The organism is Neisseria sp. HMSC31F04, assembly GCF_001807735.1.
GTDB classification, from domain to species: Bacteria; Pseudomonadota; Gammaproteobacteria; order Burkholderiales; family Neisseriaceae; genus Neisseria; species Neisseria elongata.
This window is the reverse complement of the sequence record NZ_KV790750.1, coordinates 15,437-32,309: the sequence shown is the minus strand read 5'-3', so window position 1 is coordinate 32,309 and position 16,873 is coordinate 15,437. Positions and strand designations below refer to the sequence as shown.

The 16,873-nt window shown below is 53.6% G+C and carries 15 protein-coding genes and 1 pseudogene; 8 read left to right on the top strand and 8 right to left on the bottom strand.

The window, feature by feature from the left end; genetic code table 11:
- Both HMPREF3107_RS00140 and HMPREF3107_RS11185 read right to left on the bottom strand, forming a co-directional pair.
- Positions 1–1,940, bottom strand: a 1,940-nt coding sequence (locus HMPREF3107_RS00140) for an ESPR-type extended signal peptide-containing protein (RefSeq protein ID WP_210391338.1), incomplete at its 3' end; no start/stop codon positions are given.
- Between the two features lie 555 nt (positions 1,941–2,495).
- A pseudogene (locus HMPREF3107_RS11185) lies at positions 2,496–2,928 on the bottom strand (IS5/IS1182 family transposase); the annotation flags it as partial.
- Here HMPREF3107_RS11185 and HMPREF3107_RS12020 point away from each other — a divergent pair.
- Entirely contained in the window at positions 2,839–3,075 is a 237-nt protein-coding gene (locus tag HMPREF3107_RS12020; RefSeq protein ID WP_168160500.1) for a hypothetical protein, read from the top strand. The pseudogene HMPREF3107_RS11185 and the gene HMPREF3107_RS12020 sit on opposite strands and share 90 nt — an antisense overlap.
- A 1-nt stretch (position 3,076) precedes the next feature.
- Here the strand turns inward: HMPREF3107_RS12020 and HMPREF3107_RS00135 are convergent, their stop codons facing one another.
- Complete coding sequence (locus HMPREF3107_RS00135) at positions 3,077–3,682, bottom strand: nitroreductase family protein (protein WP_070451848.1); 606 nt, start codon at positions 3,680–3,682, stop codon at positions 3,077–3,079.
- 239 nt (positions 3,683–3,921) lie between these two features.
- Here HMPREF3107_RS00135 and HMPREF3107_RS00130 point away from each other — a divergent pair, with 239 nt between their 5' ends.
- On the top strand, positions 3,922–4,851 hold the full coding sequence (locus tag HMPREF3107_RS00130; protein WP_070451846.1) for a LysR family transcriptional regulator: 930 nt from the start codon (positions 3,922–3,924) through the stop codon (positions 4,849–4,851).
- A gap of 38 nt (positions 4,852–4,889) precedes the next feature.
- The gene (locus HMPREF3107_RS00125; RefSeq protein ID WP_003775416.1) at positions 4,890–5,165 is read left to right on the top strand and encodes an oxidative damage protection protein; all 276 of its coding nucleotides are present in this window, start codon (positions 4,890–4,892) and stop codon (positions 5,163–5,165) included.
- A 92-nt stretch (positions 5,166–5,257) separates the two neighbouring features.
- Here the strand turns inward: HMPREF3107_RS00125 and HMPREF3107_RS00120 are convergent, their stop codons facing one another.
- Entirely contained in the window at positions 5,258–5,641 is a 384-nt protein-coding gene (locus tag HMPREF3107_RS00120) for an A1S_2505 family phage non-structural protein (RefSeq protein WP_003775415.1), read from the bottom strand.
- Between the two features lie 273 nt (positions 5,642–5,914).
- On the opposite strand from HMPREF3107_RS00120, the gene ppk1 reads away from it, so the two are divergent.
- The 4 genes from ppk1 (at position 5,915) to HMPREF3107_RS00100 (ending at position 10,351) form a co-directional block, all read left to right on the top strand.
- Positions 5,915–7,975, top strand: coding sequence for a polyphosphate kinase 1 (ppk1, locus tag HMPREF3107_RS00115; protein ID WP_070451843.1), 2,061 nt, complete (start codon positions 5,915–5,917; stop codon positions 7,973–7,975).
- 767 nt (positions 7,976–8,742) lie between these two features.
- Positions 8,743–9,126, top strand: coding sequence for a roadblock/LC7 domain-containing protein (locus HMPREF3107_RS00110; protein WP_070451839.1), 384 nt, complete (start codon positions 8,743–8,745; stop codon positions 9,124–9,126).
- Positions 9,123–9,605, top strand: coding sequence for a PAS domain-containing protein (locus HMPREF3107_RS00105; protein ID WP_070451835.1), 483 nt, complete (start codon positions 9,123–9,125; stop codon positions 9,603–9,605). Before HMPREF3107_RS00110 ends, HMPREF3107_RS00105 begins: the two co-directional genes overlap by 4 nt.
- A gap of 2 nt (positions 9,606–9,607) precedes the next feature.
- Positions 9,608–10,351 (top strand): phosphate/phosphite/phosphonate ABC transporter substrate-binding protein, encoded by a 744-nt coding sequence (locus tag HMPREF3107_RS00100; RefSeq protein WP_070451833.1) that lies wholly within the window; start codon positions 9,608–9,610, stop codon positions 10,349–10,351.
- Positions 10,352–10,539: 188 nt separating this feature from the next.
- Here the strand turns inward: HMPREF3107_RS00100 and HMPREF3107_RS00095 are convergent, their stop codons facing one another.
- The 3 genes from HMPREF3107_RS00095 to HMPREF3107_RS00085 form a co-directional block, all read right to left on the bottom strand.
- The gene (locus HMPREF3107_RS00095) at positions 10,540–10,815 is read right to left on the bottom strand and encodes a DUF3079 domain-containing protein (protein ID WP_070451828.1); all 276 of its coding nucleotides are present in this window, start codon (positions 10,813–10,815) and stop codon (positions 10,540–10,542) included.
- 143 nt (positions 10,816–10,958) lie between these two features.
- Complete coding sequence (locus HMPREF3107_RS00090; protein WP_070451825.1) at positions 10,959–11,921, bottom strand: peptidylprolyl isomerase; 963 nt, start codon at positions 11,919–11,921, stop codon at positions 10,959–10,961.
- The gene (locus HMPREF3107_RS00085; protein ID WP_070451823.1) at positions 11,918–14,248 is read right to left on the bottom strand and encodes an LPS-assembly protein LptD; all 2,331 of its coding nucleotides are present in this window, start codon (positions 14,246–14,248) and stop codon (positions 11,918–11,920) included. The genes HMPREF3107_RS00090 and HMPREF3107_RS00085 overlap by 4 nt, the downstream gene beginning before the upstream one ends.
- Before the next feature lie 69 nt (positions 14,249–14,317).
- Here HMPREF3107_RS00085 and amgK point away from each other — a divergent pair, with 69 nt between their 5' ends.
- A complete protein-coding gene (gene amgK, locus HMPREF3107_RS00080; RefSeq protein WP_070451821.1) occupies positions 14,318–15,322 on the top strand; it encodes an N-acetylmuramate/N-acetylglucosamine kinase AmgK in 1,005 nt (334 codons plus the stop codon).
- Between the two features lie 598 nt (positions 15,323–15,920).
- On the opposite strand, the gene HMPREF3107_RS00075 is transcribed toward amgK, so the two are convergent.
- The gene (locus HMPREF3107_RS00075) at positions 15,921–16,808 is read right to left on the bottom strand and encodes a lysophospholipid acyltransferase family protein (protein WP_070451817.1); all 888 of its coding nucleotides are present in this window, start codon (positions 16,806–16,808) and stop codon (positions 15,921–15,923) included.
- Positions 16,809–16,873 lie beyond the last annotated feature (65 nt).

Below are 16,873 nucleotides of genomic sequence, written 5' to 3'. Positions count from 1 at the left end.
GTTACGGCACTGTCGTCGCCTGCCGCAACGTTACCGCTGGTCAGGTTGGTAATCTTGTTGCCACCGTTATCCAAGCCGCTGGTGGTTAGTCTTACAGGGGAGCTGCCTGTGGCCGCCGGAGTTATAGTGACACCACCGCCATTGGTAACGGTTTTATTGCCAGCCGCATCAGTGGTAGTTACGCTGGTTACGCTCAGATTCTCGGCAGTGGTAAACGTAAAATCTGAACCAGACTGCACCAGATTGATGTTTTTGCCCGCCTGCAATTTGACGGTGTCGCCGTTACTCACTTTAGTTATAGCTGTGCTACTAGCCGTGCCGCCGCTGACAGCACCACCCTCCACATTGAAGCTACTTTTGCCGACCGCAGTATTGATGGCCGTGGCCACGCTACCTGCAGTGACAGCTTTGTTCGCATCAGCAGCAGCTGGTGCGTTCACTTGGCCGGTTGCGGGGTTGCTAGTCAAAGGGACGGCTGCGCCGCTGCCGCCTGTGGCGTTGATTTTAACGGTGGTTACGCCCGCGCCGTCGGTCGATACCTCAGTGGTGGTATTTGTACCGTCAATAAATTTGAGCGTATTGCCCGGTTTCACGGTTTGCGTCGTACCAGTAGCAGCAGCCACCTGAAAACCGCCGCCCACAGTATTCAAACGGCTGTTTAATACGTTTAGCGCGTCGCCGACGTTGTTTCTGCTAACCGCATTACCGTTGGCATCAGTCAGATTGTAGGTGGGTGCGGTAAACGTACCGTCTGATTTCAATGCTGCACCGCCGCCCAAATTAGTGGCCACTCCTTTACCGATATTGCCGATTACATTTTGGGTGGCGTAAAGCTGGCTACCGTTAATCGCATCGGCGGAAGCAGCCGAAACTTCGCCCGCCCCTACCTGTTTGATTTGACGGTTACCAACGGTCACAGAACTGTTGGCGGAATTGCCGACATACGTATAGTTCAGTCCGTTCACATTTTTCGTTCCGGACTGGTCTGCAGCAGCAACGGCAGTCGTACCTGAACCTAATGCAACGGAATTGGCCACGGCAGCATTGGCTTGTGAACCGATGGCAACACCCGTTGCCGCCGCTTGGGAGCTGCGACCAAATGCAATCGAGTCTTTCGCCTGCGCATGCGCACTGCGGCCAATAGCCAGCGCATCTTCGCCTGCGGCGTTAGCATTGTTACCCAGAGCAACAGTTTGTGGTGCATTTGCACGGGCAGAAGTGCCGATGGCTACGGAAAAATTTCCGGAAGCCTCCACACTGTTACCGACAGCCACGCTCTGCTGTCCATTGGCCTTGGCAGTCGGACCGATACCAACAGCCATAGCAGCTTTGGTTTCCACGTCATTACCAATGGCAACGGAATTTGATTGACTATTGGCAGCCTGCAAAGTATTACCACTGCCGATGCGGATACTGTTATTGCCTGCGGTACGGTCACCCACGCCGATGATGCCGCTGTTCACATCCAAACGGCCACCGAGCGAAAGGTGTTTGCTTCCTGTGCCACCCGCATCGCCATGGAACAGAGCACGGTTGGTTTGGCTGGCAGCATCTCCCGGGCCACATTTATTACGGAAGGCATTTGCACTCGGCATACTGCCGCCGCTGGACTGCCCGGCCGCCCATTCCAAGTTGTTATTAGACAGAAAGAACAGCGCATTTCTTCTTGCTGATTCATCGCTGGTAACGATACATCCGTCATCATTACCGTCATTGATAAAAATACCCGGCCCGGCGTTGGCATAACCTGCAGTCATCATCAGCGCGGAAACCAATGCGGTACAAACGAAACGGGAAGATTTCAACCCCAAGCTGCCCAATGTGGCAGGCTCGGCGGAAACCCGTCCGGAAGAAGATTTTCCTTTGGCCTTGGCATTTTCCTGAACGGCAGTCCAAGTATTGGTGCACGCATTCCAAACGATGCGATAAGCTTTATTCATTATTATGCTCCCTTATTTAGTTGTATAGAGTGATCGGAATCGCAACCTACCCACTTACCTGCACGAACCAGTCGGCCCGTGAGTACAAGAATTTCGTTTTACGAGGTAAACGGGGGGTAAAATTTCCCCATTTTATCTTTATTTTAAAAATATTCCAGCACCCTGTTGATGTACGGAGAAATATGTAGCCTTTTTGCAGCAGTAGAGGGAGCCTACCAGAATAAAGCAACCTGCATGAGAAAAGGCAGGCATCCCATGTCTTGGGCTCCCAAATCTCTTTAGCCATTCAGGTTTACTCTCTAAAGAGGGTACAGCCTGGTTCATGAAATTCTTTTAAAAGCAGCATGCATCTGGTTTTGCGTACAATATGCCGCACCAAACTCCATCGGGAGAGTTGATATACAGCCTGCTGCCTTGCTGCTTAGCGTACATTCGCACCCATGCCCCCGAAAATGTTGGTTTTCGGCCCGACAATATCCACACACAAGCCATATTGACGGGCTATTCGCAGACCGTTGCCCTAGAGCGGCTGCGCAAAACCCTGATACCCAAACAGTCGCAGCCTTTGCCGGCATAGACGGTCATGCCTACGTCTAGGCCTTCCAACAAAGACGGCAGGTGTTTGCACTCATGGGCGTTAACGGCGGATGCTTCCCTACTTTTAAGCCGTTTTCGATCAGTTGGCGGTTAATCAGTCCCGGCAACTCGGCCAAAGTGTCATCTTGTGCCAGCCGGTTGCGGTAACGGCATCAGGTGCTGTAATCGGGAATACTCAACTCGTCAAAACGGCAAAACAGGTTGAAGTCGGGCTGTGCCATTGGCTGAGCAGGACAGCTTTAAACATGGGTAAAAAGGGAGAGGCGGGGCGGCCGCGGCAGTCTCGGAGATAACGGCTCCTTTGACGATTCAGTTACTGTTCGATCGACTGCCGGGCAATCACCTGTTCCAGCTTCAAGAGCGGGAAGCGGTTGATGTTTTTGACAATCATGGCTTGTGCGGTTTGCCGGAAGAAGGTACTCGTGAAAAATCCCCTAGATGCCCGGATGGGAATTTAGGGGATTTTTTGGGAGGAAATTTTGCAAAGGTCTCAGGCCGTCTGAAAACTTATTTCAGACGGCCTGCTTTATACGATTGAATTAACCGCCGAACACTTTAAACCGCCCCTCCAACGGCCCGTAAGATTTTTCAGCCGCCGGTGCTTGAACGCCGCCGAACACCAGCTGTGCGCGCAATGTCCACGAGGCGGGAATATCCCATTCGCGGGCAACGTCTTGGTCGATTAAGGGGTTGTAGTGCTGAAGGTTTGCTCCGATGCCTGCAGCGGACAAGGTCGTCCACACGGCGTATTGGTGCATGGCATCGGCATGCTCGGCCCAAACGGGGAAGTTTTCCGCATAGGCCGGGAATTGTTCTTGCAGGCCTTTTATGATGTTTTGGTCTTCAAAAAACAAAACGGTTCCTGCAGCCGCCTTGAACATGGCCAATTTTTGCGCAGTCGGCTCGAACCGGTCGGCCGGAACGATGGCACGCAGGGCGTTTTCGGCAAACTGCCACAGTTTCTCGTGTTCGGTACCGAAAAGGACGACCACACGGGTGGATTGCGAGTTAAATGATGACGGTGTATGTTTGACTGCGTGCTCAACAATTTGTGCGGTTTCGGCAGTCGACAGGGGCAGTTGTTTATTCAAAGCATAAATGGAGCGGCGCGTTTCGGCAGCCTGCTGCAAAATTCGGTATGACATTTTGTCTTCCTTTCGTTTACTGATACTAGGTATCGGTTTTTAGAAAGCAGCCTGTCCGGCGGCCAAGCACCGCCGCCGGCTGCGGAAAAATAGAGGAACCGGAAGTGATTGCTCTAACTCATATCATTATAAAATCTTCCTTATCGGATAAAACGATTTCAATAAGACGGAATAATAGATAATTCTTTTCAGTAAATATATACTATGTTTATTGACGCAATATTTCCCAATAAGAAATCATGGATACTTTATTCAGCCTGAAGGTTTTTCGCGAAGTGGTTCGGCAAGGCAGCTTTACCCGTGCCGCCGACAAACTCGGTATTTCCACTGCAATGGCCAGCAAACACATCAGCCATCTGGAAAACCATATCGGTGCCAAACTATTGCAACGCAACAGCCGTAATCTGTATCTGACGGAAGCCGGAGCGGAATACCACCGCGAATGCGGTTATGCGCTGGAAACGTTGGAAACCGCTGCCGAACGCGCTGCCGGCGGGACGGAAAAACCGCAGGGGCTGCTGCGGGTTACGATGCCAATGTGGTTTGCCAACCATCATGTTTGCAGCTGGCTGGCCGAATACTGCCGCCTTTACCCGGCCGTATCGCTTGATTTGATTCTGGACAACCGCAAAATCGACCTGGTGGCCGAAGGGGTGGATTTGGCCTTACGCGTCAGCAGCGTCGACCTGCCGCCCACGCTGATTGTCCGCCCATTAAGCGAAATCGCTTTTTATTTGATTGGCGAAACGGAGTATCTGCAAAGGCACGGCACACCCGCCACACCGCAGGAAATTCTTACCCACAATTTCGTCCAAGCAAGTTATGTCGATATGGAGCATATCAAAATCTCACGTGACGGCGAGCATTTTAACCTCACGCCGAATTCAACCATTCGGGCGGACAATACGCCGATGGTGCGGGAAATGGTTTTGGCCGGCGGCGGCTTGGGCTACCTGCCCGCGTGGACGGTCAAACGCGATCTCGACAGCGGCCGCCTTGTACGCCTGCTGCCCGAATGGCGCATCCCGTCCGCCACCTTGTATGCAGCTTATGCCGACAGGGCTTTTTTGAGTGCGAAAATACGCAGCTTTATCGATTTCCTGGTGGAAAAGTCAGGCAGGAGGCCGTCTGAAAGCGGCTTCCTATACAAAGCAACGTCCTTCCGTTAGAATTCAGGCCGTCTGAAAAACCGTTGAAGGAAAACATCATGACCCGTATGGTTCATTGCGTGAAACTGGGCAAAGAAGCCCCCGGCATGAAATTCGCCCCCCTGCCGAACGAACTGGGCAAGCGGATTTTTGAAAACGTATCGCAAGAGGCATGGGAAGCGTGGACGCGCCACCAAACCATGCTGATTAACGAAAACCGCCTGAGCCTGGCCGACCCGCGCGCGCGCGAATATCTGGCCCAGCAGATGGAAAACTATTTCTTCGGCGACGGTGCCGACGCAGTGCAAGGTTATGTGCCGCAAGAGCCGAAATAAAAAACACCTCTCGGCAAAACATAAAAAGGCCGTCTGAAAACCATATTTTAGGTTTTCAGACGGCCTTTTTATGTATCTGTCCTTAAAGCCTATCATTCAGCTTTGAGGATTTCCTCCCATTCCGGCGGCAGGCGGCAATTGTCGGACACGCCTTTGAACAACGGCGCAATATCCTGCGCATGATATTCACCCAAAGCCGTACCGACGGGTGTAACGAAAAAACGTTTGTCAAAATTGGTTTTGGCAAAATCGATAAACAAATCGACATAGGTTTTGATTTCTTCCAAAGGCAGCAGTTTCAATTGTTCGTCTTTCACTGGAATCGCCAAAGACTGCCCCTGCAAACCGAATCCCTGCCCCATTTCCGCACCGTATTTCATCCGCGCGGTCAGAGCCGTGCCCAAACCGTGTTTGCCGGCTTTGTTCGAACCGAAAACAAAAATTTCGTTATCCCGTATTTCATGCTTGATGGCCATAAATTTTCCTTTAAATTATTCCGATGCCGCAATATCTTTATCGTTTTACCACAAAGGCAAACCGCTATTGTAAATGATTCGGACAATCTGAATATTTGATATACGTCATTCTTCCCTTCAGCATAACCGATAACCCCGCCCCAATCCACCGCCGTTTCTCTTCAGACGGCCTCCCAACTGGAAAAACCCTACCGCCGGACTTATACTTGATACCTTATACGCAGACATTCCGTCCATCGTCATTAACATCAAACATATTTGAAGGAGAACGCCATGCCTCAATCCAACCGCATATTATGCCGCGAACTGAGCCTGCTCGAATTCAACCGCCGCGTATTGGCGCAGGCGCAGGATGCGCGCATCCCCCTGCTTGAGCGGTTACGCTTCCTCTGCATCGTCTCCTCCAACCTCGACGAATTTTTTGAAGTACGGATGGCCTACCTGAGGCGCGAACACAAACGGAATCCCGGCAAAATCCTCGACAGCGGCATGACGCCCGCCGAAACCCTTGCCGCCGCTTCGGTTGAGGCACACCGCCTGATACACGAACAATACGACCTGTTCAACAACGAACTGCAACCCGCCCTGAGCCGCGAAGGCATCCATTTTTACCGCCGCCGCAACTGGACGGCGGAACAGCGCGCCTGGATAGAAGACTATTTCGACCGCGAACTCTGGCCGATACTCACCCCCGTCGGCCTCGACCCAGCGCACCCCTTCCCCAAACCATTGAATAAGTCGTTGAACTTCGCCGTCGAACTCGAAGGCAAAGACGCATTCGGCCGCTCTTCGGGCATGGCCATCGTCCAAGCCCCGCGCATCCTGCCGCGCGTGGTCAAACTGCCGTCTGAAATCTGCGGCGGAGAAGAAGGCTTCGTCTTCCTGTCGTCCATCTTGCACGAATACGTCTACCGCCTCTTCCCCGGCATGGAAGTGAAAGGCTGCCACCAATTCCGCCTCACGCGCGACAGCGACCTGACCGTGGCGGAGGAAGACCTGAAGAACCTGCGCGCCGCCATCCAAAGCGAGCTGCACGACCGCGAATACGGCGACGGCGTCCGGCTGGAAGTGGCGGAAACCTGTCCGCCCCACATTTACGACTTCCTGCTCGGCCATTTCAAACTCAAACCCGCAGACCTTTACCAAGTCAAAGGACCGGTAAACCTTGTGCGCCTGATGTCCGTGCCCGACATGGTGGAACGCCCCGACCTCAAATACGCCCCGCGCAGCGGCAGCCTGTCGAAAATGCTGAAAAAAGACGAAGGCGTACTCGAAGCCGTAGCCCGGGAAGATATTTTGCTGCACCATCCTTACCAATCATTTGAACCCGTCGTCCGCTTTATCCGCGAAGCTGCGGCCGACCCCGCCGTCGTCGCCATCAAAATGACCATCTACCGCACAGGTACCGACTCCGAACTGGCCAAGGCACTGATGAACGCCGCATTGGCAGGCAAACAGGTAACGGTGGTTGTGGAATTGATGGCGCGCTTCGATGAAGCCAACAATGTCAATTGGGCGCAACGGCTCGAAGACGCAGGCGCGCATGTCGTATACGGTGTATTCGGCTACAAAGTCCATGCCAAAATGGCTTTGGTCATCCGCCGCGAAGAAGGCCGTCTGAAACGCTATGCGCACCTCGGCACCGGCAACTACCACCAAGGCACTTCGCGCATCTATACCGATTTCGGCCTCCTCACCGCCGACGAGCAAATTACCGCCGACGTGAACACCCTGTTTATGGAAATCACTGGCCTGGGCCAGCCCAGCCGCCTGAACAAACTCTACCAAAGCCCGTTCACCCTGCACAAAATGCTGGTTGCAGGCATCCGCCGCGAAGCCGAACACGCCAAAGCCGGCAGGAAGGCCCGCATCGTCGCCAAACTCAATTCGCTGATCGAACCGAACATCATCGAAGAACTTTACGCCGCCAGTGCGGCCGGCGTACAGATTGATTTGATCGTACGCGGCATGTGCGCCCTGCGGCCGCAAGTGGAAGGCCTGTCGGAAAACATCCGCGTCCGCTCGATTATCGGCCGCCAGCTCGAACATTCGCGCGTTTACTATTTCTACAACGACGGCGCGGAAAACACCTATATATCGAGTGCCGACTGGATGGGGCGCAACTTCTTCCGCCGCATAGAAACCTGCACGCCCGTAGAACATCCGAAACTGAAAGCCCGAGTTATCCGCGAAGGACTGACCCTGGCCTTAAACGACAACTGCCAAGCCTGGCTGATGCAGCCCGACGGCAGCTATATCCGCGCAGAACCGGGAGAAAACGGGAAAGTATGCAGTTCGCAGGAAATCATGTGGCAGGAATGCGCAGGCATCTGAAAGCGGCCGTCTGAAAAATCCTAGGCAGTGATGAATGAGGTTCAAGCCAAATGCCATGGCAATAAAGGTTAATCCGCCGTAAAGCAGGACAACGTTCAGCAGGGCATCGCGCGGCATAACAAGCAACCCGCCCTCTGCACTTCATCAGCCGAAGGGCGGGCATAGGCCTTGTACCCAGCCAACGAACAGGCGGCATCACAATGCCGCCTATTGCCATTTCAACCTCACATCTCTATCGGAAATAGCCGGTATTGATGCCCGCCCAATATCAGCATATCAAAAATTTGCTTTTCTGCCATGCCGTATTTTTCAGACGGCCCGACAGAGATTTTCAATCACACAAATTCACTTTTGTCTTATTTTTCCATTCAGCGGTGCATTATCAAAACTAAAAGCAGTCAAATGTTGTAAAAATAATACAATATTACGTATTTTCATTTATTCTGCCTTTTTATTCATCACATGCTTTATAACGTTATTTTAATTTTAATAATCAAATGATTATTAAATAATCAAAATGTCATTTTTCCTTTTGTCATTTTTTAAGGCCGCACTATTACTATTGGTGTATAGACTTTTTTACATTTCTCATTCTGATTTTGATACAAATCAAAAAAGTGATGATATAGTAATCATTAAAATACGAAATATATCTTGGTAAGCACTCATTTAAATAGTTCTATTTAATTGTATTAAATAGATTATTTATTATGATGCTTTATTAAGGCTTAATTCCACCCCAAACCGTCTATTCAGAGGAGACTGTAATGTTAAAAGAAGTATTAAATGATGCTTTAAACAACCTTCATGCCGAATCAGGCGCACTGACTTCCTCAGCCATCGTTTCGATTGACGGCCTGCCGATTGTCAGCGTATTGGAACGGAACATCGATTCAAACCGCGTCGGCTCGCTTTCTGCGGCATTGTTGTCCTTGTGCGGCCAAACTGCCCGCCTGCTCTCTTGCGGCAATTTCAATCAAATGACTTTGCAAGGCCAGCAGGGTGAAGTGCTGCTGATGCAGATCAGCGATGATTTGGCACTGGTCAGCACGACCAAAGCAGGTTCGCGCATGGGCTTGGTGCTGGTCCAACTGCGCCGTACGGTAGAAGAAATCCGCCGGCACTTGGGCTATATGGAGTCGGCAGCATGAATCCGCATATTTTTATGGGCAATCCGTCCCAGGCCTTTTCCCGCAGCAACAGGCATACCGCGAATGACCAATCCTATATTTTGGATGAGGAAGTCGAATTTCCCGACGGCAAATTGATTACTTCGCGCACCGATTTGAACGGCATCATCACTCATGCCAACGAGGCTTTCGTGACCATGAGCGCATGGAGCCGCGAGGAGTTGATCGGCCAGCCGCACAGCATCCTTCGCCATCCCGATATGCCGAAAGCCGCATTTGCAGATTTGTGGCATACCGTTTCCAAAGGGGAAAAATGGCACGGTTATGTAAAAAATCTTCGTAAAGACGGCCGCTATTATTGGGTTTACGCTACTGTAATCCCCAATATCCGCAACGGCAAAATCGAAGGCTACACTTCGGTCAGACGCAGGGCGTCCTCCGAAATGGTTAAGGAAATCAGCGATTATTATCAGCAGCTTTGCGCGCAGGAAAGAGAATAGCTATGTTGCAATTTACCATCGCCCCCGACTATCTGCCTTCGCATTTCGGTACTTGGTATCTGCTCGGGGACTTCGTCCGCCGTGAAATGAACTGTACCATCCACCTCAATATGCCCGGAAATTCGGACGAACTGGCCGATACTTTGGCCGGACAACAGGACGGGATGGCATACGTCAATCCGTTTTCCGCCTCAAAGCTGATTCGCGAGCAGGGCTGGATGCCCTTATTGAAACCTGCCTGCGGTTCGGATGAAATGGTTGCCGTCTGCCGTTCGAACTCGCCATACAAAAGCCTCCGCGACATCAAGTCCGGCTGCAAAATCTCTTTTTCCGATAAAGATATGTATCTGATCGGCATGAGATTGATGGAAGGTTTCGACCTGAACGAACGCAATACCCAAGCCTTCGCGGAAAATTCGGAAGAAGCTGTTTTATCCGCCGTCTTCCACAAACGTGCCGAAATCGGTTTTCTGATGGCGGAAACATATGACAACCTGTCTGATTTCGGCAAACGGCTCTTCCGCCCCATCATCCGCAGCCAAATTGACGATATGCACCACGTTATGCTGCTCCATCCGAATTCTGCAGCGCGGGCGGAAGAAGTGAAAGCGGCATTCATCAATTTAAACCTTTCATCCGAAGGCCGTTCGATTCTGGAAGAGTTCCGCCACTCCAAGGGATTCGCCGCAACCGAAGCGGAAGAAGTGGAAAACATGCTGGATTTGCTGCAAACGCTGGAGGATTGACCTTCGGCCGGCAAATAGTGGAGAAATTCCGACAATAAGAAATGAGGCCGTCTGAAAACCTGTGGCGACACAGTGTTTTTCAGACGGCCTTTAACATAATAGAGCAGATTCATTTTAAATCAGGACCATCACCCCAAACCAAGGTGCGGTGATGTAATGCGTACCGGTCTAAAGTCAATCCGCTGCACTCAGCACAGTTTTTGTTTGGCCGGCAGCTTGATGTGCGGTTTTGCCGCTTTGGGTTGCTGCGGCTCGGGCAGCAAGCCCAGCTCACGTTGCTGCTGCTCGCTCAACAAATTGCTCCAATCGCCCGATTTGTACCATTCCGGCCCGTCCAATTCGCACGGGTGCTGGATGCGTTCGCAGCCGTTGCCGCATTGCAGGTCTTCGGCCGAACAGTATTTGTCGCAGCCCCAGCAAATCCGCTCGGGATGCTTGGGGTAAATGGGAAATTTTTTCGCCATATTTTTCAACCTTTCGTCAAACCTGGAAATGATACGCCTAAAATGAATGTTTTGACAGGGCGGCTTGCCGGGCAACCCAAATACTCGGAGGCCGTCTGAAAAAACATTTTCAGACGGCCTCCGACCTGTTTGCCTGCAACCGGTTATTTTATCCGCACATCGACATAAGTGCTTTCATGCAGTTGTTGCAGCAACTGCCCTGCGGCCTGTTCGGCCTTCTGCTGCATGATGTATTGGCGGATGGTGTTGCGGCGGCGTTCCTCAGGCGTGCCGACTTCGCGGACATCGTTGAGTTTGATGAGGTGCCAGCCGAACTGGGTGCGGACGGGGCGGCTGACTTGGCCTTTTTTGAGTTTCTGCACCGCGCTTTCAAATTCGGGCACCATCATGCCGTCGCCGAACCAGCCCAAATCGCCGCCCTGCGCCGCGCTGCCGTCTTGCGAATACTGTCGCGCCAGCTCGCCGAAATCACGGCCTTTTTCCGCCTGCACGCGGATTTTGTTGATAACGGCTTCGGCAGCGGCTACGGCGTTTTCTTTTTCCGCCTTAATCAAAATATGCTGGGCGCGGTATTGGCGCGGAGCCTCGCCTTCGGGAATGGCGACGCCCTGCTGCTGCGCCCGTGCCAATGCGGCATCGACTTCCGCCTCGCTGACGCGCGCGTTCTGCAAAATGGCCTGTTGCTGTACTTTTTGCGCCACCAGCGCGTCGGCGGTTTGACGGCGCAGGGCGGCTTTGCTCAGGCCGGCTTTTGCGGCGCGGGCATAGAGTTGGTCTACGCTGATTTTCTGTTCGGCAGCGGCATGGGCGACGGCCTCGTCCACTTCGGCCTGGGTGGCGGCCAGTCCGCGCCGTTTTCCGGCCTGAACGATGAGGGATTGGTTAATCAGCTGCGCCAAAACCTGTTGGCGCAATTCATTTTCAGGCGGCCTCTGGGCGGCAGGCAGGCGGCGCGCCTGGGCAACGGCCTGTTCGAATTGGCGCATGGTAATCACGCTGTCGCCTGCTACGGCGGCAACGCCGTCTACTGTTTTAATGTCGGCGGCGGAGGCCGTCTGAAAAAAGCAGGCCAAAAGGGCGGCGGTTAGGATTTTTTGGGGTTTCATTTCACTACCTCGTTGGTTTTGATATAGCCCGGAATGGCCGGACGGAGTGTGTCTTCGGTCTTACTGCCGATGTTGCTCAGGTTTTTCAATTGCAGGGTCAGGAATGCGGCATTTTTGTAATCGGGTTTGTTGCGTTCGATATTCCAGCCGGTTACATAACGCTGTGCGACGGCGGTCGCGCTCCAGCAGCCGCAGCTGCTTTTGTATTCGAGTCCGGCGAGGATGTCCAGCGGCCGGCGCACATTCAGGGCATAGTTGAAACGCGCGACGCCGTAAAGGTTTTGCTTAATCGGCCATTGTGCAGCCAAATCGATCTGACTGAGTTTGTCGCGGAAGTATGTGCCGTCGCTTTGCAGGTAAATCGGTTCGTCCCGGCCGTATTTATAGCGCGCGCCCAATACCTTGCCGTCTTGCGGACGATAGCGTATGCCTGCGGAGGCACTGTCGAAACGCGACCGGTTTTCGTTGAAATGGACGGACGTGTAACCGCTGACGCTGCGGCTGATTTCGCCGTCGGCAAAAGCCACCCAGTCGGAACGGTTGCGGCTGCTTTGGGATATGTTGCCGTCTATCAGCACGCTGTCGTTTTTGAAATAGAATTTCTGCCCGATACCGGCGCGCAGGCGTTCCGCGCCCGTGGCTTTGTCGAGATAGCGGGTTTGCAGGGCGACGCTGAGGCTGTTGGCCGCGTTGATGCGGTCGTGGCCGGAATAGAGGTTTTCACGGAAAAGCTGTTCGTAGTTGAAGCTGTTTTCGGAAGTATCGAAATTAGGCAGGTCGTTTTGCGACTTGGTCGGGATGTAGTTGTAAAAGAGGCGCGGTTCCAAGGTTTGGACATGTTCGCGGCCGAACAGGCCGGTTTCGCGCTCCAGTGTGAGGCCGGTGTCGACATTGACGATGGGCAGGGCGCGGCCTGCGCTGCGGCTGCTTTTCTCATTGAATCCGTCAAGGCTGTAATGGGTGTAATGCAGGCCGACTTTCGGGCGGATGTAGCCCCAGTCGTTGTGCAGGTGGCGGCTGAAGGAGGGATAAAGCACCAGCCTGCCACCCGCTTGTTTGCTGTCATGTGCAAAGCGGGTGTATTGGCCGTAGACGGAGAACAGGTTGCCGGCAAAGTTTTTCTGCCATCGGCCGCTCAGGCGCGGCATGATGGCGTAAGGTTCGTCTTTGTAACCGTCGGCATTGGCCAGGGTTTGGTATTTTTTAACCGTCAATTTTCCGGTCAGGGTTTCCCCGAGTACGTCGGTTTGGTAATCCAACCACGCTTCACGGTTGAGGTTGACGTTGCGGGCGACGTCGGTGCGGTTGTAGAAATCGCGGTAGTAGTCGTTGTCGGAAACCTGGTTGAAATCCACCCCGCCGCTGAAACCCGCACCGAAACGGTGGTTGTGTTTCCAGGCGGCCTGATAACGATTGTTGTGTTTGCTGCGTTTGTCGGACGGCATCCAAACCCCGTTTACCGTGCCTTGATAATCCGGCTGGAGATAACGGAATTCGCCGCCCAGACGGATGCCGCGCGAGCTGATGATGCCCGTACTGACCGTGGCATCGTAATTTGGTGCGAGATTGAAATAGTAAGGGACATCGACTTCCGTGCCGTTGGAGCCGACTTTCAGGGTCGGCACCAAAAGGCCGCTCTTGCGGTTGCCGTTGAGCGGGAAATCCATCCAAGGGGCATACAGCACGGGTACGCCGTGAAAGACCAGCTTGGCATGTTTGGCCACGCCGACACCTTTCGCATAGTCGGCATCGATGCTGTCGGCACTGACGTACCAAGAGGCATCGCCTTTCTGACAAGTGTTGAACTGTGCTTCGGTCAGCGTGTAGCGGTTTTTATCCTGCAACCGCGCTTCTTTGCCCACGGCCTGCAGACGGCGGCCTTCGCGTTCGGTTTCAAGCCGTACCTCGGTCGCGCGGCCGCTGCCGCCGGACAGGTTGTAATCCAACGTCGAACCGCGCACCTGCGATTCGCCGTCGTCCAGAATAAAGCCTTGGTCGGCCTTTACCGTATCGGTTTTCTGGTTGTACGACACATGTTCGGCATTGACGGTTTGATGGTTGCGCTCAATGATGACGCCGCCTTTGGCCTCCACGCCGACATTGGTCTGCCCGCGCAGGGCATCGGCGGTGATGCGGGTGTAATCGACGGGCAGCCCGGGTTCGCCGCTGCGCTGCAAAGGCGTTTCCGGCTCGGAGGCCGTCTGAACCTTGCCGTCGGCGCACGCCGGACAGGTACTGCCCAACGGCAGCGTTTCCGCCGCCGCGCCCGCCGCAATCGCCATGCCGACCGACAAGGCCAGCGGTTTGACTAAAAATAAACGTGCCAAAGTATCACCTTAAACCGATTTTGCCCGTTAAAATGGCGGCCATTTTAACCGTTTCCCCGTAAAACCGCCATGCAACGACAATCCGAACTGCAAAACTGGCTGCACAGCCTGTATCCCGACCGTCCCTTCGAGCTGGCCTTTGCCGCCGCCGATGCCGACTTCCGCCGTTATTTCCGCGCTACTTTTTCAGACGGCCAAACCGTCATCTGCATGGACGCACCGCCCGACAAAATGAGCATCGCGCCCTATTTGAAAGTGCAAAAGCTGTTTTCCATGCTGAATGTGCCGCAGGTTTATCACGCCGACGAAACACTGGGATTTGCCGCGCTGAGCGATTTGGGCAGCACCACTTACCTCGCCGCCATGCAGCACGACGGCAGTGAGGCGGCACATAAAGCCCTGCTGTTGGAGGTGATAGACGAACTGATCGTTTTGCAAAAGGCAAGCCGCCCCGATGTGCTGCCGCCTTACGACCGCGAAGTCATGCTGCGCGAAATCAACCTGTTCCCCGACTGGTTTGCCGCCAAAGAATTGGGCAAACCGTTCAACTTCAAGCAAAAACAGCTATGGCAACAGGTTACCGATGTATTGCTGCCGCCGCTCTTGGCGCAGCCGCAAGTGTTCGTCCACCGCGACTACATCATCCGCAACCTGATGCTGTCTGCTGGCCGGCCGGGCGTGCTTGATTTCCAAGATGCCTTATACGGCTCGATTTCCTACGACTTGGTATCGCTGCTGCGCGATGCCTTCATCGAATGGGAAGAAGAATTCGTGCTGGACTTGGTCATCCGCTACTGGGAAAAAGCCCGCGCCGCAGGATTGCCCGTTCCGGCCGAATTCGACGAGTTCTACCGCTGGTTCGAATGGATGGGCGTACAACGCCATCTGAAAGTCGCCGGCATCTTCGCCCGCCTCTACCACCGCGACAGCAAAGACAAATACCGCCCCGAAATCCCGCGCTTCCTCAACTACCTGCGCCGCGCCTCGCGCCGCTATACCGACCTCGCGCCGCTGTACGCGCTGTTGGTGGATTTGGTCGGCGACGATGAATTGGAAACAGGCTATACGTTTTAAAAACGGATGGTTTTGCCATTCTTGATAATAAAAGGGGAGCTGAACATCCTGAAACAGAGCTTCGGGCAACCCCTTTAAATTTTAATGGCAATTTTGTCTTCGTTTGTCGGATATACGGCATGAAAGTTTGCGTAGCCCAATTTTTGCATCCGGACGTGAATGGTAATAGATGGAATCCCTGCCTCTTACGGTTTCACGATCAAAAGGCCGTCTGAAAACTTAAAATCAGGTTTTCAGACGGCCTTTTGAGTATTGGACTTGGACGATTTGCCCAACCCCAAACCCGATTCGGACTCAGGTCATCAAAAACAAATATTCCGGGAATTTTTGCAAAGTAAAAATATCCGTCAAATCATATAAACCTACCGACGTTTCCAAATGTTTGCTTAAAGAGCAAGGAGACGGGCAGTCGGTTTGTCCAAGATTTGCCTGTATTTTATCAGCGTTTCCTTATCAGAACGGTATCGGCAGGATGGGTGGCAACGGTAACCGCATCAGCTTCGGTTATTTCCGTTTTCCCGCTGCGAAGGCCGTCTGAAAGCCCGTTTTAACGCCGTAAATTTCGCAGAAGCGCGGCATTCTTGCGGAAGATGTGCTTTCAGACGGCCTGTTCAGACGGCCGCTCTTCCGCGCCGGCGGGGTGTTTGTAGCGGTTGTAGGCAAACAGGTATTGGTCGGGGAAGCGGCGTATCCAGTATTCGACATTGCGGTTGATGATTTCCGCATCGTGTTTTTTGTCGCCGTTCAAGCTGCCTTGCAACGGTTCGACGTGTAAGACGAAGCCTTGGCCGGCGGGCAGGCGTTCACCGCAGAAAAACAGTGCGCGCACGCCTTTGACTTGCGCCAGCTTGCCGGCCAAAGTCATGGTGTAGGCGGGTCGGCCGAAAAAGTCCGCCCATACGCCGTCGCCGCCTTCTTCCGGTGCGGGAACGTGGTCGGGCAGCACGATGGTGGCCTCGCCCGCGCGCAGGGCTTTGATGACTTGTTTCACGCCTTGGATGCTGGTGGGGGCGGTACGGCCTTTGCCGCGTACGCGCCCGGCCTGCATGACGGCATCGAAGGCTTTGATTTTCGACGGTTTGTACATGGCGGTCAGCGGGAAGGGAAGCTGCTGGCTGATGTAGCGTCCGGCCAGGTCGTAGCTGCCGAGGTGCGGGGTAATCAGCAGCAGGCCTTCGCCCGCGTCCAACGCGGCTTGGATGTGCTGCCAGCCGTGCACTTCGCGAAACAGGGTTTCAATGTCTTCAGGCCGTCTGAAAAAGGCCACGGGCAGTTCCAACGCGCCTTTGGCGGTTTCGCGCAATACTTTTTTAACGGCGGCATCGTCCGCAGGCAGCCCGGCAATTTGCAGGTTTTCGCGGATGCGGGCGCGGTCTTTGTACAACAGGTAAAAGGCGAGGCCGCCCCAGAAACCGGCCATGGCGTGCAGGCTTTTCAGCGGCAGGGCGGCAAGGATGCGGCAGAGGAGGAAGATTAGTTTTTGCATGGGGCGGATTGTAATGGAAAACGGCCGGGATAGGTTTGAGGCCGTCTGAAACTGTGTTTTCAGAC

What these genes read in the sequence shown, in the direction of transcription:
- HMPREF3107_RS00135 (WP_070451848.1), bottom strand. Translation starts at nt 3,682, where the DNA reads ATGTCATACCGAATTTTGCAGCAGGCTGCCGAAACGCGCCGCTCCATT.
- HMPREF3107_RS00130 (WP_070451846.1), top strand. Translation starts at nt 3,922, where the DNA reads ATGGATACTTTATTCAGCCTGAAGGTTTTTCGCGAAGTGGTTCGGCAA.
- HMPREF3107_RS00125 (WP_003775416.1), top strand. Translation starts at nt 4,890, where the DNA reads ATGACCCGTATGGTTCATTGCGTGAAACTGGGCAAAGAAGCCCCCGGC.
- HMPREF3107_RS00120 (WP_003775415.1), bottom strand. Translation starts at nt 5,641, where the DNA reads ATGGCCATCAAGCATGAAATACGGGATAACGAAATTTTTGTTTTCGGT.
- ppk1 (WP_070451843.1), top strand. Translation starts at nt 5,915, where the DNA reads ATGCCTCAATCCAACCGCATATTATGCCGCGAACTGAGCCTGCTCGAA.
- HMPREF3107_RS00110 (WP_070451839.1), top strand. Translation starts at nt 8,743, where the DNA reads ATGTTAAAAGAAGTATTAAATGATGCTTTAAACAACCTTCATGCCGAA.
- HMPREF3107_RS00105 (WP_070451835.1), top strand. Translation starts at nt 9,123, where the DNA reads ATGAATCCGCATATTTTTATGGGCAATCCGTCCCAGGCCTTTTCCCGC.
- HMPREF3107_RS00100 (WP_070451833.1), top strand. Translation starts at nt 9,608, where the DNA reads ATGTTGCAATTTACCATCGCCCCCGACTATCTGCCTTCGCATTTCGGT.
- HMPREF3107_RS00095 (WP_070451828.1), bottom strand. Translation starts at nt 10,815, where the DNA reads ATGGCGAAAAAATTTCCCATTTACCCCAAGCATCCCGAGCGGATTTGC.
- HMPREF3107_RS00090 (WP_070451825.1), bottom strand. Translation starts at nt 11,921, where the DNA reads ATGAAACCCCAAAAAATCCTAACCGCCGCCCTTTTGGCCTGCTTTTTT.
- amgK (WP_070451821.1), top strand. Translation starts at nt 14,318, where the DNA reads ATGCAACGACAATCCGAACTGCAAAACTGGCTGCACAGCCTGTATCCC.
- HMPREF3107_RS00075 (WP_070451817.1), bottom strand. Translation starts at nt 16,808, where the DNA reads ATGCAAAAACTAATCTTCCTCCTCTGCCGCATCCTTGCCGCCCTGCCG.